The organism is Streptomyces noursei ATCC 11455 (genome assembly GCF_001704275.1).
Taxonomy (GTDB): Bacteria; Actinomycetota; Actinomycetes; order Streptomycetales; family Streptomycetaceae; genus Streptomyces; species Streptomyces noursei.
Genome location: NZ_CP011533.1, coordinates 2,277,216 through 2,291,760 on the forward strand (window position 1 = coordinate 2,277,216; position 14,545 = coordinate 2,291,760).

At 65.4% G+C, this 14,545-nt stretch carries 14 protein-coding genes; 9 read left to right on the forward strand and 5 right to left on the reverse strand.

Features of this window, described 5'->3' with window-relative positions:
• Position 1: 1 nt before the first annotated feature.
• Positions 2 to 577, forward strand: a complete 576-nt coding sequence (locus SNOUR_RS09535) for a dTDP-4-dehydrorhamnose 3,5-epimerase family protein (RefSeq protein ID WP_067345580.1) — start codon at positions 2 to 4, stop codon at positions 575 to 577.
• Positions 578 to 665: 88 nt separating this feature from the next.
• Here the strand turns inward: SNOUR_RS09535 and rfbA are convergent, their stop codons facing one another.
• A complete protein-coding gene (gene rfbA, locus SNOUR_RS09540; protein ID WP_067358002.1) occupies positions 666 to 1,541 on the reverse strand; it encodes a glucose-1-phosphate thymidylyltransferase RfbA in 876 nt (291 codons plus the stop codon).
• Positions 1,542 to 1,691: 150 nt separating this feature from the next.
• Here rfbA and rfbB (SNOUR_RS09545) point away from each other — a divergent pair, with 150 nt between their 5' ends.
• Positions 1,692 to 2,669 carry a dTDP-glucose 4,6-dehydratase gene (gene rfbB / locus SNOUR_RS09545; RefSeq protein WP_067345583.1) on the forward strand — a complete coding sequence of 326 codons (978 nt, stop codon included), beginning with the start codon at positions 1,692 to 1,694 and terminating at the stop codon, positions 2,667 to 2,669.
• A 408-nt stretch (positions 2,670 to 3,077) separates the two neighbouring features.
• A complete protein-coding gene (locus SNOUR_RS48210; RefSeq protein ID WP_312632222.1) occupies positions 3,078 to 3,209 on the forward strand; it encodes a hypothetical protein in 132 nt (43 codons plus the stop codon).
• On the opposite strand, the gene SNOUR_RS09550 is transcribed toward SNOUR_RS48210, so the two are convergent.
• Positions 3,195 to 4,208: an NAD-dependent epimerase/dehydratase family protein gene (locus SNOUR_RS09550; RefSeq protein WP_312632224.1), complete on the reverse strand. Its 1,014-nt coding sequence runs from the start codon at positions 4,206 to 4,208 to the stop codon at positions 3,195 to 3,197. The genes SNOUR_RS48210 and SNOUR_RS09550 overlap by 15 nt on opposite strands.
• 575 nt (positions 4,209 to 4,783) lie before the next feature.
• Here SNOUR_RS09550 and SNOUR_RS09555 point away from each other — a divergent pair.
• The 4 genes from SNOUR_RS09555 to SNOUR_RS09570 all read left to right on the forward strand — a co-directional run bounded on the left by SNOUR_RS09555 (position 4,784) and on the right by SNOUR_RS09570 (position 9,602).
• Entirely contained in the window at positions 4,784 to 6,028 is a 1,245-nt protein-coding gene (locus tag SNOUR_RS09555) for a macrolide family glycosyltransferase (RefSeq protein WP_067345585.1), read from the forward strand.
• Between the two features lie 2 nt (positions 6,029 to 6,030).
• Positions 6,031 to 7,026, forward strand: a complete 996-nt coding sequence (gene rfbB / locus SNOUR_RS09560) for a dTDP-glucose 4,6-dehydratase (protein ID WP_312632225.1) — start codon at positions 6,031 to 6,033, stop codon at positions 7,024 to 7,026.
• A gap of 81 nt (positions 7,027 to 7,107) precedes the next feature.
• Positions 7,108 to 8,073: an NAD-dependent epimerase/dehydratase family protein gene (locus SNOUR_RS09565; RefSeq protein ID WP_067345591.1), complete on the forward strand. Its 966-nt coding sequence runs from the start codon at positions 7,108 to 7,110 to the stop codon at positions 8,071 to 8,073.
• Entirely contained in the window at positions 8,070 to 9,602 is a 1,533-nt protein-coding gene (locus tag SNOUR_RS09570; protein WP_067345593.1) for a GMC oxidoreductase, read from the forward strand. The genes SNOUR_RS09565 and SNOUR_RS09570 overlap by 4 nt, the downstream gene beginning before the upstream one ends.
• A 105-nt stretch (positions 9,603 to 9,707) precedes the next feature.
• Here SNOUR_RS09570 and SNOUR_RS09575 read toward each other — a convergent pair whose 3' ends face one another.
• Entirely contained in the window at positions 9,708 to 10,934 is a 1,227-nt protein-coding gene (locus tag SNOUR_RS09575) for a class I SAM-dependent methyltransferase (protein ID WP_079142444.1), read from the reverse strand.
• A gap of 352 nt (positions 10,935 to 11,286) precedes the next feature.
• On the opposite strand from SNOUR_RS09575, the gene SNOUR_RS09580 reads away from it, so the two are divergent.
• Together SNOUR_RS09580 and SNOUR_RS09585 are read left to right on the forward strand one after the other, a co-directional pair.
• Entirely contained in the window at positions 11,287 to 12,057 is a 771-nt protein-coding gene (locus SNOUR_RS09580; protein WP_099055674.1) for a TylF/MycF family methyltransferase, read from the forward strand.
• 74 nt (positions 12,058 to 12,131) lie between these two features.
• Positions 12,132 to 13,343, forward strand: a complete 1,212-nt coding sequence (locus SNOUR_RS09585) for a cytochrome P450 family protein (RefSeq protein ID WP_312632231.1) — start codon at positions 12,132 to 12,134, stop codon at positions 13,341 to 13,343.
• Here the strand turns inward: SNOUR_RS09585 and SNOUR_RS49220 are convergent.
• Together SNOUR_RS49220 and SNOUR_RS49225 are read right to left on the reverse strand one after the other, a co-directional pair.
• Positions 13,336 to 13,884: a transposase gene (locus tag SNOUR_RS49220; protein WP_159425841.1), complete on the reverse strand. Its 549-nt coding sequence runs from the start codon at positions 13,882 to 13,884 to the stop codon at positions 13,336 to 13,338. The two genes, SNOUR_RS09585 and SNOUR_RS49220, sit on opposite strands and share 8 nt — an antisense overlap.
• Before the next feature lie 213 nt (positions 13,885 to 14,097).
• A complete protein-coding gene (locus SNOUR_RS49225; RefSeq protein WP_376738504.1) occupies positions 14,098 to 14,346 on the reverse strand; it encodes a hypothetical protein in 249 nt (82 codons plus the stop codon).
• Positions 14,347 to 14,545: the final 199 nt, after the last annotated feature.

Genomic DNA, 14,545 nt, shown 5'->3' on the forward strand with positions numbered 1-14,545 from the left:
CATGCAGTTCCGCGAGTTGGCGGTCACCGGAGGATTTGTGTTTGCTCCCCAGCCTCTCCAGGACAAGCGGGGCATGTTTGTCTCCCCGTTGCAGGAGAAACCGTTCCTCACCGCGGTCGGTCACCCGTTTCCGGTAGCGCAGTCCAACCACATCGCGTCAGCGAAGGGAGTACTGCGCGGACTGCACTTCACCACTGCTCCGCCCGGACAGGAGAAGTACGTCTACTGCATGCGGGGGCGTGCGCTCGACGTCATCGTGGACCTGCGAGTGGGGTCGCCGACCTTCGGCCGGTGGGACGCGGTCGAGTTGGATTCACAGTCCTTCCGGGCCGTGTACTTCCCCAAGGGCACCGGACACGCCTTCCTCTCCCTCGAGGATGACACCGTGATGTCGTACCTGGTCAGCACCGGCTACCGGCCGGAGCTGGAACAGGCCATCGACCCCCACGACGGGGACCTCCGGCTGCCCTGGCCAACTGATATCGACATCATCCTGTCCGAGCGGGACCTCGTCGCGCCGAGCTTCCGCGAGGCGCACGAAGCTGGTCTCCTCCCGCAATACGCCGACTGTCGGTAGATTCCGGAACCAGGAGTCTTGCGCACGGACCCGGCAGGCGCCCGGCTGGCATGTGACATGCCGGAGCCGGGCGCTCTTCCGGTGTGGCTCAGTCTCCCGAGGCGTCGTCGACCAGACTGAGGAGGTATTGCCCGTATCCGCTGTTGAGCAGGGGACGGCTCAGCTTGCGCAGTTGCTCCTCATCGATGTAGCCGCAACGCCAGGCGATCTCCTCGACACAGCCGATTTTGAAGCCTTGCCGCTCTTCTATGACTCGTACGTATTCAGAGGCCTGAACCAGGGTGGTGAACGTACCGGTGTCCAACCAGGCGGTACCGCGGTCGAGAACAGTCACGGTGAGTTGTTCCCGCTGCAAGTACGCCTCGTTGACGGCGGTGATCTCTAATTCGCCCCGGGCGCTCGGTTGCACACTTCGCGCAATGTCCAGGACTTGGTTGTCGTAGAAGTACAGTCCAGCGGTGGCGTACCGAGACTTCGGCTTGGCCGGCTTCTCCTCAATCGACACCACCTTCCCGTCCTCGTCGAACTCGATTACTCCGTAGGACCTGGGGTCGGCCACCGGATAGGCGAAAATTCGGCCGCCTTTCGGATCAGTCTGCTCGCGCAGCCGGGCCCCCAGGCCACCGCCGTGAAAGATATTGTCCCCGAGGATGAGTGCGACCGGCCTGTCACCTATGAAGTCGGCACCGATCAGGAAGGCCTGGGCGATTCCCTCGGGTCGCTCCTGCACTGCATAAGACAGCTGCAGGCCGAGGTGCGAGCCGTCACCGAGCAGCTGCTGGAACTGCCCCTGCTCGTGCGGATTGGTGATCAGCAGGATCTCGCGGATTCCTGCCATCATTAAGGTGCTCAGCGGGTAGTAGATCATCGGCTTGTCGAAGACCGGCATAAGCTGTTTGGAGACAGCTTGGGTCGCCGGCCAGAGTCGGGAGCCGGTGCCGCCGGCAAGAACTATGCCTCGCATGGCCGTCTCGGGCTCAACTTGGTAAGCGGTCGAATCTTCTCTCTGACTGGGCATCGGATCCCCCTGTTTGCCGCTGCGAATTGGCAACTTTCATACAAGTCCCGCCCCGATGCTATCGCAATTCACAGCGGTCGCGATATGGTTTTGATCATGCGTCTTCTCGTAACCGGCGGCGCCGGCTTCATTGGTTCAGAATTCGTCCGCTCTCTCCTCTCGATAACCGATTCCAGTACGCATGGGATTCAGGTCACCGTCCTCGACAAGCTCACCTACGCGGGTGTGGCGGCCAACCTCGACCCGGTGGTGGACCACCCCGGCTACACCTTCGTCCACGGCGACATATGCGACGCCCGCCTTGTCGACCAGGTGATGGCAGGCCACGACGCCGTCGTGCACTTCGCCGCCGAATCGCACGTCGACCGGTCGATAGCCGGGGCAGAGCCATTCGTCATGACCAATGTGATGGGCACTCAGCTGCTGCTGGACGCCGCTGTCAGACACCGAATCGGCCGCTTTGTGCACGTCTCGACGGACGAGGTGTACGGATCGATTTCGACTGGTTCGTGGACCGAGGACTGTCCAGTGGAACCCAACTCGCCGTACGCCGCCTCCAAGGCGGGCTCCGACCTCCTGGCCCTCGCCTATCACCGCACGTATGGCCTGGATGTCGTGGTTACCCGCTGCTCCAACAACTATGGTCCCTACCAGTTCCCCGAGAAACTCATTCCCCTCTTCGTCACCAACCTGCTCGACAGCAAGAAGGTGCCCCTGTACGGCACCGGGCACAACGTCCGTGAGTGGGTGCACGTCTCGGACCACTGCCACGGGATCGAGCTCGCCCTGCGTTCCGGACGGGCCGGCGAGATCTACCACCTGGGTGGTGGCACGGAGCTCACCAACGAAGAGCTGACCCAACTACTACTGAAAGCAACGGACTCGAGCTGGGACATGGTCGAGCAGGTTCCCGACCGCCAGGGACACGACCTGCGGTACTCCCTGAACTGCGACAAAGCGGCAAACGAACTGGGGTACGCGCCTCGCGTCCGATTCGAGGAAGGACTGGACGAAACGGTCAGTTGGTACCGGGACAACCGGCACTGGTGGATGCCGCTCAGAGGGAAGGCGTAGCAGGTCAGGTGGGTGGCGCGGCCGTCTCCCGCAGTCCCTCAGGGCGCGCGTGATGGTCAGCCTCGCCGGTAGCGGGACAGCGCGAACGACGTGGTGACGGTCCCGGGCATGGGCGGCGGCCGCGCCCGGCCGTCACCACGGTCGAGGTGGTGTGCGTTCGGACCCACAATGGGTGCCCCGCGCCCTGGCTGCCGGCAAGCACACGCTCGTCGAAAACCCCTGCTGCGTCCCCGAGCAGAGTCGCCGAACTGGTCGATTGTGCACGGTCGAACAGCCTTGTGCTGCTGGAGAACGACATGTTCCTGCGTCATTCACAGCGGACGGTCGGGGAGCTGATCGCCGCCGGGGAGATCGGCACGCTTCACTCGCCGACCGCCGAGTTCGCCTTCCCGGGCAAGGAGAGCGGGGATGTCCGGCACCACCGAGTTCGTGGCCCGCGTTCACGGCGGCGCCCCGTCCGCCCTGGAGGACGACAGGATGGTCGCGCAGGTGCGGCTGCCGGCAAAGGTAGGCGCAGCCACCGGCCTACAGTCGGGCTGACGCGCCCGGGTCCTTTGCCGCCGCCGCTGCCACCGCGTCCAACCCGTCACGCAGAGCGACGCGTGGCCGCCACCGGGTCGCCTCGCGGAAGGCGGTGGGATCCGCGTCCACGGTGTGGAAGTCGCCCGCATCGGCGTAGTCGGGGGGATCCACCGAGACGACTGGCACCGGCTGGCCCCCGGTCTGCTCGGCCACGGCGCCTGCGAGAGTGGTGAACACCTCGCCGAGGCGCTCCATGCGGCCGGTCCCGACCACCCAGCGGCCTCCGCTGAGTGCCTCTGCGTGACGCAGCGACGCAACAAAGGCCCGTGCTGCGTCGCTCACGTGCAGGAGGTCGCGCTTGACTGAGCCGTCGTGCCACATGGTGAGGGGCTCACCGGCAGCAGCGCGCCGCGCCATCGCCGCGATCACCCCACGCCCGGTCGACCCGGACAGCACACTGCAGCCGTACAGCGTGGACAGCCGCAGCACCACGCCGCGCACCACACCGCCGGCGGTGGCCTTGCCCAGCGCCTCCTCGGCAGCGACTTTCTGTTGGACGTATACGTTCTGGCCAGCCGCCGACTCGGCCTGCAGCGTGCTGGCGAAGACAACGACCGGGGGGATCTCGCGGCTGGGGAGCGAACCGACGAGCTCGTGCATGAGGCCGACGTTCACCTGCTCTTGCCGCTCACTGCTCCCGGCCGCACGCCACGCCCCCTCACCACCTATGTCGGCGGCTAGGTGAATGATCGCGTCCGCGCCGTCGACCGCCTTCGTCACGGCGCCCGGCTCGGCGAGGTCGACTGTGCATACCTCGATGTCGGCCTGCGCCCCGTCGGGCACCAGGGTCCGACTGCGCGCCACGGCGCGCAATTGGATGGGCAGGAGGGCGAGTTCACTGATGACGGCGGACCCGAGGAAGCCGGATGCGCCGAGTACCACAACCCGGGGTTTGCTACAGCCTTTTGAGCAAAGGTCGAATTCAGCAAGGGACTTCAAAGTCTGTCCATTCTGCACACAGAGTCCTGTTCCAACTCCCCTGGTTCTACTGGGAGTACAAGGGAGGTTGATCACGTTGTCAAGATCTAACCGGGAGTTCCCTGTCCGGTGACAGAGCGCCACAATGCCTGCCAGAGCAGGCGAAGCTCGGTCAGCGATCCGGCGCTTGGGCGGCGTAGCGGGCTGATCCCGACCAGCTCGGTGCGGATGAGCGCCGCCGCAAGTGAGAGCAGAGTCACACGGAATCTTTCGTCGCGCCGAGGTGGTTGACAGTCAGACGTGCTGTCTATGATCATCCAAGAGATGGTTGACGCTCGCGCTTCTATTTTTTGATGGCTTCTGCGGCTCACCATTCACTTCGCATGGCGGCACGGGGGAAGAGTCAGTTGTCCAGAGGGCATTGCTCAGTAGGTTCGGCGGCAGCCGTGCCATCATTCTTTTAGCGGAGCGCCGGAACTTCGCCCGGCTGACAGGTCTTCAGGGGCGAAATCAGGGCAGTAATGCGGGCGCCGAGGCACACCATAATTCCAGTGTTTCCCCGCTGCCAGCCAACGAGTCAACGGCCCGCACAACGAGACAAGGACGGGACGCCGATGCACTTTGCCTTCGTAGTTCAGCCACTCTACGGACACGTGAACCCAACGTTACCCTTGGTCGAGGAGCTCGTGCGGCGCGGTCATCGGGTCAGCTTTGCCACCGGGCACGAGTTAGTGCCGCTTGTCGAGCGGGCCGGTGCCGAGGGGGTCGGCCTGCCCACAAAGATGCCGGAGATGCCGTCCAGCCGGGACGACTTCACCACTGAACGTTTCGCCGAGATCGCCCGGGGCATCACACAGGACGCTCGGGACTATTTCCCCATGCTGAACGAGCATTTCGAGCGGGACCGGCCGGATGCCGTGTGCTACGACTGGCTGACGTTCACCGGGCAGATGCTGGTAGACACGATTGGTGTCCCCGGAATTTCTCTGATACCGATCTTTGCGGCCAATGAGAACTACTCCATGACAGCCGAGCTGATCGGCGACGTGCCCGCGGACATCGCCGCCGTCATGGACCAGATCGAACAAGAGCGGGCCGCGTTCGCCGCCGACCACGGGGTTACCGCCAGCCTGGACGCCCTCAACGGCAAGCACGTCGCTGCGTTGAACCTTGTCTTCATGCCCCGGGAGTTCCAGCTCTCCGAGCACACCTTCGACGACCGGTTCCGCTTCCTCGGGCCCATGCTGCCCTCGGGGGAAACCCACGACGACTGGACTCCGCAGTATACGGACCGCCCGGTGCTGTACATCTCGATGGGCACGCTGTTCAACCGCGATGAGAGCTTCTACAAGCTGTGCTTCGAGGCCTTCGGTGACAGCCGCTGGCAGGTGGCGATGTCCATCGGTCAGCGCACTGCCGTGTCGGACTTGGGTGATATCCCGGCCAACTTCGATGTGCGGCAGCGATTTCCCCAGCTGTCCGTGCTGCGCCAGGCCGACGCACACATCTCGCACGCCGGAATGAACTCCGTGATGGAGTCGCTGGCGCACGGCGTACCGATGGTCGCGCTGCCGCAGATGGCCGAACAGGTGGGCAACGCGTCCCAGTCGCAGGAGTTGGGCCTGGCGTACCGCCTCGATCCTGACGACCTGACGCCGGAGAGGCTACGTGATGCCGTCGAGCGCATCGTCGCCGACGGAAAGGTGCACACGAACCTCGACGCCATGCGGCGCGTCATCAGCAACTGCGGCGGCGCCATCGCGGGTGCCGATGCGATCGAGGCGCACGTGGCCCGTGCCGGTATGTCTGCCCCGGCCGTGCTCCCGGCCACCGACCCGGAACGGCAGTGTGCGCTGTGAGAATGCTGGTCACAGGCGGAGCGGGGTTCATCGGCGCGAACTTCGTGCGGAGTACTCTGCAGCACCGCCCCGAGTACGAGATCGCGGTCATCGACGCGCTGATCGATCCGCATTTCACGCGCAACCTGGACGACGTCAAGGACAGCATCGCGTTCCGTCAAGGTGACGTGTGCGACACCGCGTTCGTCTCCGCTCTCGTCGAAGAGCTGGGCATCGAGGTGATCGTCCACTTCGCTGCGGAGAGCCACAACGACAACGCCTACCTGTTTCCGAGCCGGTTCGCCCACACCAATGTCATGGGTACCGTCTCACTGCTGGAGGTCGTCCGCAGCACGGGCGTCCGCCTGCACCACGTATCTACCGATGAGGTGTACGGGCAGCTGGCTCTGGACGACACCGAGGCTTTCACCCCGGATACGCCCTACCGCCCCCGGAACTACTACAGCGCCAGCAAGGCCGGGGCGGATCACTTTGTGCGGGCCGCATGGACCCAGTTCCAGTTGCCTGTCACGATCAGCCACTGCTCGAACAACTATGGCCCGTACCAGCACGTCGAGAAGTTCATTCCCCGCACCATCACCGAGCTGCTCGTCGGGGGCAGACCGCGACTGCACGGATCCGGGCGGCATGTGCGGGAATGGATCCACGTGGACGACCACTGCACTGCCATCCACGCCATCCTCGATCGCGGCCGGCTCGGCGAGACCTATGTCGTCGGCTCGGACGACGAGCGGGACAACCGCAGCATCGTGGAATTGATCCTTGAGCTCATGGGAAAGCCGTCGGACTGGGTCGACTACGTCCCGGACCGGCCGAGCAACGACCTGCGCTACGCCAGCGACGCCAGCAAGCTGCGCACCGAGTGCGAGTGGATGCCGCTGCGGACCGAGTTCCGCAAGGAGATGGCGGGGCTGATCGACTGGTACCGCCACAACGAGTCGTGGTGGTGGGAGATGAAGACGGCCGTCGAGCGACGATATGGCGAACTCGGCCGATGACGGCGTGGCTGAGCCGGCTGCACGCGGTGGTGACCGTACACGTGGGTCAGAGCGGAGCCGACCCGCACGGGAGTGATTAGCGTGCGCGTACTGGTTACCGGCGCGGCCGGTTTCATCGGTCAGGCGGTCGTCCGGCACTTGGCGAGTGCCGGCCACGAGGTGCGTGCTCTGGTGCACCGCACCAGAGCCGACGTCCCTTCCGGCGTGCAGGTGTGCCGCGGGGACCTGACCGATGGCGCCAGCCTCGACGTCGCGGTGGCGAACGTGGAGGCGGTGTGCCATCTGGCAGGCGTCACACGGGTGCGGGACTCCTTCACCGACCCGCTGCGGTACTACCAGGTCAATGTTGCAGGCACGGTCGCGCTGCTGGCTGCCCTGGACCGGGCCGATCGGCGGGCGCGCCTGGTGTTCGCGTCCACCGGGGCCGTGTATGGCTCCGCCGCGGCGCAGCCCATCAGCGAGGAACAGCCGCCGCACCCGGAGAACCCGTACGCCGGCTCCAAACATGCCGCCGAGGAGGCTATCCGCTGGCAGGCTGCGACGGGCCGGCTGGGCGCGGTGACGCTGCGGGCGTTCAACGTGGCGGGCGCCATAGACGGGCTCGGGGACCGTGACCTGACCAGGCTCATTCCCAAACTGGTCGCGGTGTCGGCCGGCCGCGAACAGGCGGTGGAGATCAACGGTACGGGGCGCGCGGAGCGCGGATTCCTGCATGTCGCGGACTTCGCTTCAGCAACCGAGGCCGCACTGCTGGCCTGCAGTCCCGGACAGTACCGGGTCTACAACGTCAGCGGTACGCGGGCCAGCGTGGCGGAGGTGGTGCGCACCGCGCGGGAGGTCTGTGGAAAGGACATTGCGGTGCGCCACCGTCCCGCAGGGCCGGAGCCCGCCGTTGTCGTCGGCGACAACCGCAGGATCCAGACCGAGCTCGGCTGGCAGCCGCAGCGGTCACAGCTCAAGCAGATCATTCACGACGCCTGGACGGCGGAGCGAGCCGCACCGGCCATCGGCCAGATGCCTGGAAATAAGGGGGTACACAAGGAATGACACGGATTGACAAGCGGGTACGCGAGGTGGATCTGTTGGTGGTCGGCAGCGGGCCGGCCGGGTCAGCCTTTGCACGACGCGTGTTCGACCACAACCCGTCGACGTCGATCCTCATGGTCGACGCGGGACCGCAGTTGACCCGTCGTGCCGGCACGAACACCGTCAACCTGCGAGGCGCGGAGTATCAGGATGCGCTGGCGGGTGCCCGAGGCCCCGACGCGGGAACCCTGTCGGCGGACGACCCCCTGGCTGCGTATGTGCAGTCCGGCACGTACCTGCTGCGGCACCCTGCCGCGGACGCGGACCTCCAGACCGATATGCCGCTTGCCGCGGTGTCCAGCAACGTCGGCGGGATGGGCGCGCACTGGGCGTGCTCGTGCCCGTCGCCGGGCGGGAGTGAGGTGATCCCGTCCATCCCCCGGGCGGACTTCGACGCTGCCTTCCAGACGGCCACCGAGTTACTTTCGATCACCACGTCCGGATTCGCCCGCACATCCCTGCAAGACAACGTGGAACGGCTGTTGGGCGAGGTGTGTGACGGCAGCCGGCCGCCGGAGCGTCAGGTGCAGCCGATGCCGCTGGCTTGCCGGCCCAACGGGGCGGTGCCGGCCTGGACGGGAACCGAGCAGATCCTCGGTGAGCAGATGCTGGGAGAGTCGTCCGGCACTTCCGACACCGGGGAGTTCCGGTTCGCCCTGCGCGGTGACACGCTCTGCCGTCGGCTGTTGCACACCAACGGTCGGGTGTACGCCGCCGAGCTGGAACATCGGCCGACCGGCGAGCGGTACACCGTTCGCGCCGGTGCGGTCATGGTCGCTGGGGATGCGCTGCGCACCCCGCAGCTCCTGTGGGAGTCGGGCATCCGGGCGCCCGCGCTGGGCCGGTACCTCAACGACCAGCCGATGATCATCGCAACCGTGGCGGTCGACCCCGCCCTCGTCGAGTCCGACTTCTGGGCACACACCCCCGACTCGCACGACGCCCGCGACCATCTGCGCGGCGTCACCTGGGTGCCCTTCGACGACGCCCAGCCCTGGCACGGCCAGGTCCACTACTTCGATCCGAGATTCGTCCAGGACAGTTCGATGGGGCCGTTCGTGGTGCTGAGCTGGTTCCTGCCGAAGGACCTCAGTGCGGATAACCGGGTGACGTTCGACGACACCCAGCATGACCCGTACGGGATGGCCGCCATGACGATCCAGCATCGGCTGAGCGACGCGGACCGTGCGCGTATCGCGGATGCCATCGGGTCGATGGAGAAGGCCGCGGCAGCGATCGGCACCTTCCTGCCGGGCGCGGAGCCGCGTCTGTTCCCGTCAGGCTGTTCCCTGCACTACCAGGGCACTGTCCGCACCGGTGCCGAAGACGACGGGACCTCGGTGTGCGACAGCACCTCGCGGGTGTGGGGGATGCAAAACCTCTACGTGGGCGGCAACGGCGTGATCTCGACATCGACGGCGTGCAACCCGACCGCCACATCCGTGGCACTCGCCGTCCTGGCCGCGGACCATGCGGCCGGAGCGCGGTAGAGGGACCGGCCGCGGAAACGTGCACTCCCGCGGCCGGTCCTCGTCATCTCAGCGCTGGCCGACGGCACTTGGCGTGATATTGCCCGGCTCGGTGGCCGCGACCGGTCACCGGGCCTTGTCGGACGACGTCTCCTGCGGAAGCGGCTCTCCGGACGAGGCGGCCACCAGGCTCTCGAAGTCCCGGGGAATCCAGGGCGGAACCCCGCCTTCCGCGTTCCTGCCCTTCTCGATGAAGGCCACGTTGTGATAGGCGTGCACCCCCACCACGTTCTGGTCAGCGTAGCTCGGCTGCCGGTCGGCGGTCTCCGGCAACTCCTGGTGCTGGATGGCATCGATCAAGGACTTCAGCAGCCCGAGGCTGGTACCGCTGCTTGCCGCAGGGTCCACGTTGCCGCCGAAACCGGGCCAGTAGGCGGTCCACATGTCCTCGATCACGTAGAGCCCGCCAGGCTTGACGTGCGGGAACAGGTACTCGAACGAGGCCTGGACATGCTGGTTGATGTGGCTGCCGTCGTCGATGATGATGTCAAACGGGCCATGCCGCTCGGCAATCCGGTTCAAGCTCTCGGCGTCGCTCTGGTCCCCCTGCAGGGCAATGATCCGCGGCTCATTGACATGCGACTTGTCCACGATGTCGAGACCGTAGATCTGGCCGCGTGGAAAGAAATGCTTCCACATACGCAGGGAGCCGCCACCCGACGTGGGCACCCTGTAACCTCCGATGCCGATTTCCAGCACCCGGACCTGCTCGCCACGGTACTCGCGGAAATGACGGTCGTAATGCGGGGTGAACCAGTGCAACGAACCAAACTTAGGCGTGATATACCGGGAGGACAGCTCGCTGAGGTTCGGCTTGGCCGAGGAGCACCCTTCCAGCAAAGTCTGGGTCGCCTGCTGGGTTGCCAGAAAGTAGGAACCCATCTGCTCGAACGCGGAAGCCTTCTCCACATACGGGAACAGTTTCGTACCGCGCACCCCAGCGGAACGTTCCCGGATCGGCCCATACAGCTCCCGGACGAGCTCACTCAGTTCATACTCCACACGCATCCCGACGAAACCGTCGTCCTGCGCTGCGAACGCGACCGGTTCCCCCTTCTCCACACGCAGGTAGTACGTAAGAACGTGCTCGCCGTCGGATATCGCGAACTCAAGCAGGACCGGAGTGTCGTTGACGGCCGGCGCGGCGCGGGATATGACCTCCTCGACCAAGAGCTGGGCAACCTTGCGCCGCCCGTGCTCCGCAACGACTTTGCCCAGTTCACCGCCGTGGTCTCCCGAAGCGTGGATAACGTCCCGAATGAACTGCTCATCGAAATCAAATTTCTCGGTCACAACCAACCCTTAACATACTGGAGTACGTTCTCGGATACAACAGACACGCTGAATTCAGTGCGGACATCTTGCGGCGTGAAGGGACCCCGCTGCGTGAACATGGCGTTCCCGGCCACGACCGCGTCGTGGAACTCATCCGCCACAGAGGGCACTGCTGGCGCGCATTCAGTCCTGAATGGCCGCGCCTTAATCCGCCCCCGGTGCCGCATCAGCTCGCCCACCCTGATACACCGGATGCCAGTTCGTCAACTGTGTATAGGATCAAGGGCAAGACCGACAGGGCGCACTCCGCTCGCAATCCATAAACCAGAGCCGGCAAAACCACGCAGCAACAACATTTAGAGGAGTCATTGTGACGATCGCCGCCAACGCAACCGCGGACCTTTACACCGATCTGCTGAAACGAGTCGTCTCCAACCTGATCTACGAAGACGCGCCCAATATTGTCGGCGCAACCGCCCCGTCGGAGTTCGACAAGCAGGCCCGGTTGGTCGGTGAAGACTTTCCGACCGTGGCTCACACGATGATCGGGCTCAAGCGGCTGGACAACCTGCAGCACTGCCTGGAGAGCGCACTGCGCGACGGCATCCCCGGCGACTTCGTCGAAACCGGCGTATGGCGGGGCGGCGCATGCATCTTCGCGCGCGGGATCCTCAAGGCTCACGGCATAACCGACCGCACGGTATGGGTGGCCGACTCCTTCCAGGGCTTCCCTGGCGTCACCGAGGACGACCACGCGTTGGACATCACGATGGACCTCGCCCAGTACAACGAGGCCATCGGCGTACCCACGGACCTGACGACCGTGCAGCAGAACTTCGAGCGCTACGGACTCCTCGACGAGCAGGTGCGCTTCCTGCCGGGCTGGTTCCAGGACACGATGCCCACCGCACCGATCGAGCAGGTCGCCGTGCTCCGGCTGGACGGCGACTCCTACAGCGCCACGATGGACGTGCTCACCCACCTCTACCCGAAGCTCTCCCCCGGCGGCTACGCCATCGTGGACGACTACATCCTCGACGCATGCCGCGAGGCCCTGCACGACTACCGGGACCAGCACGGCATCACCGACGAGATCATCAAGATCGACCGGCAGAGCGTCTACTGGCGACGCACCGCGTGACAAACCGTCCACCGCACGCCCGGGCCCGAACCGCAAGGCCCACTTACCGCAGCATCGCTCATCAGGGGGAACCCGTGGAAAATGTGCCGCCCGTACCCAACCTCGACGACGACGCCTTCCATATCGACCAATACCGCACGTACGCCGCGTTACGAGACAAGGGGCCTGTGCACCGTGTCAGGTTCGGAGGCCAAGACGCCTGGCTCATCGTCCGGTACCAAGAGGCACGCGCCGCGCTGGCCGATCTCCGGCTCAGCAACGACCAAAAGAAGGTCTACGGCGAAGTAGACCTGCCCACCTACCTGGGCTACTCCGAAGAAACCAAGCCGTACTTCGCCAACAACATGGGCGCCAACGACCCTCCCGACCACACCCGGCTACGGAAGATCGTCGCGCACGCCTTCACCGCCAGACAGATCGACCGGGTACGCGTCCGCACCGAGCAGATAGCGTCCGAACTGCTCGACACCATGCGCCCCGGCCAGCAAGTGGACCTGGTGGAACGGTTCGCCCATCCACTGCCCATCACGATCATCTGCGAACTGTTCGGCGTACCCAGCAACTACCACCAGGACTTCGCCCGCTGGAGCGAACAGATCCTGATCATCGACGAGAAACACGCCGCCGAACGCGGCCGCGCCGCGGACAACCTGGTGCGGACCATCCTCGACCTGATCGAGCAACGCCGAGCCGCTCCCGGCGACGACTTGATGTCTGCACTCATCCGCATACACGACAGCGAAGCCGGCAGACTCAACGACGACGAACTGGCCTCGATGACCCTGATCATGCTCATCGCCGGCTTCGAAACCTCGGTGAGCCTGATCGCGAGCACCGTGCAGCTCCTCCTGGACAACCCCGACCAGATGGAGCTGCTCCGCTCCCAGCCTGATCTCGTCTCCCGCGCCATCGACGAAACACTGCGCATCGCCGGACCAGCCGAAGTCACCACCCGGGTCGCGCTAGAAGACATCCAGATCGGCGACACACTCATCCCCGCCCGCAGCACCGTGCTCATAGCCGGAGCCGCAGCAAACCGAGACCCGCAAAAATTCCCCAACCCCGACACATTCGACATCACCCGCAATACCCAAGGACACCTGGCCTTCGGCTACGGAGTGCACCACTGCATCGGCCGACCCCTGGCCCAAATGGAAGGCGAAGTAGCCATCACCGCACTACTCCGGCGCTTCCCCCACCTCCACCTCACCACACCGTCACAAAACCTCACCTGGCGCAGGTCCTTCCTGCGCGGACTCACCGCCCTCCCCGTCACCCTCAACTGACAACCTGGTGCTCGATTGCTCGAACTGTGTACACATATCGGCGTCGTAGGTGACGGTTTGGCGGTGAGGGTCCGCCCCGGATCCATGGCCGGGCTCGCGTGTTGAGCTGTGTGGTTGCGAGGCAGGTGCCCTGGTCGGTCTCTGGTGGTCCGGCGAAGGACTGTCCGGCCAGGGCGGTCTTGCGGAAGATGCGCCACGAGCCTTCCTGGAGGTCGAGCCGGCAGGCGCCGACGGGGATGAAGACGTGGCGGATGCGGGGATGGTCCTCCAGCCACTCGCGGGGGGATTTGCTGTTGTGCGAGGACAGGTTGTCTGTGACCACGTAGACATCACCGGCCGGGTTGGCGTTCTCTACCTGCTGCAGGAACTGCTGGTAGAAGGCGCTGTCGCGGGGGCTGCCATCGTGGTTTCGTGGCCGTCCTGTATCTGCAGGGCACCGTAGACCCAGGTCTTCTCCGGTCCGCGACCGCAGTCGACTTCGGACTTGATGCATGACCGTCCGGCGACCAGCCCGGCGCCGGCGGGAAGGCAGCGGGATCACCGGCCCAAGCTCGTCGGCGCAGACGACCGTCGCGCCGACGGGCGGGCTGGTGTACAGGCCGACGATCCGTGTTCTTTTCCCTCGAAATCCGGGTCCTGTGCACGGGTCCAGGGCCGGGTGCTGCGCCGACGCACGCCTTCGGCCAGCAGGATCCTGCGAACCTGAAACCTTCCCACCTCCATCCCGCCTCGACGGGCAACAGCGGCCAGTGCATCAAGCGTCCACTCCGGCGGCCCCGACTCGTCCGCCGCCAGATACCCGCCTGCCTGAACCGTCGGATGGCCCGGAGGCGGCGTTCTGACCAAGGCGGTGATCTTGACCGCTCCGCCTCAGTGATCCGCCGTTTACGCCCCTGGCCATCGAGATCCTCCAAACCTCCAGGCCACAGCAGCGGTTGAAACGGTGCAGCCAGCGGCGCACGGTCTTCCGCCCGCAGCCGACCCCATCCGCGATCGCCGGCACCCGCAAGCCCGGCCCAGCTCCGATCGACCATCCGCGCCCGCATCACCAGGTCCCGCGGAGCCTTCCGCGCCCGCGCCGGCCACCGGATCACCGCAAGCTCGTCATCATCACGGCCCGGCCTGGTCCGCAACACCATCGACCAGCATCCGCCCGCGATCACTCACCCAGTCGCCAGGGCATACACCCAGCGAAAGAGGAA

Coding starts and splice junctions, on each gene's coding strand:
- SNOUR_RS09570 (WP_067345593.1), top strand. CDS start 8,070: ATGACACGGATTGACAAGCGGGTACGCGAGGTGGATCTGTTGGTGGTC.
- rfbB (WP_312632225.1), top strand. CDS start 6,031: ATGCTGGTCACAGGCGGAGCGGGGTTCATCGGCGCGAACTTCGTGCGG.
- rfbA (WP_067358002.1), bottom strand. CDS start 1,541: ATGCGAGGCATAGTTCTTGCCGGCGGCACCGGCTCCCGACTCTGGCCG.
- rfbB (WP_067345583.1), top strand. CDS start 1,692: ATGCGTCTTCTCGTAACCGGCGGCGCCGGCTTCATTGGTTCAGAATTC.
- SNOUR_RS09555 (WP_067345585.1), top strand. CDS start 4,784: ATGCACTTTGCCTTCGTAGTTCAGCCACTCTACGGACACGTGAACCCA.
- SNOUR_RS09535 (WP_067345580.1), top strand. CDS start 2: ATGCAGTTCCGCGAGTTGGCGGTCACCGGAGGATTTGTGTTTGCTCCC.
- SNOUR_RS48210 (WP_312632222.1), top strand. CDS start 3,078: ATGTCCGGCACCACCGAGTTCGTGGCCCGCGTTCACGGCGGCGCCCCG.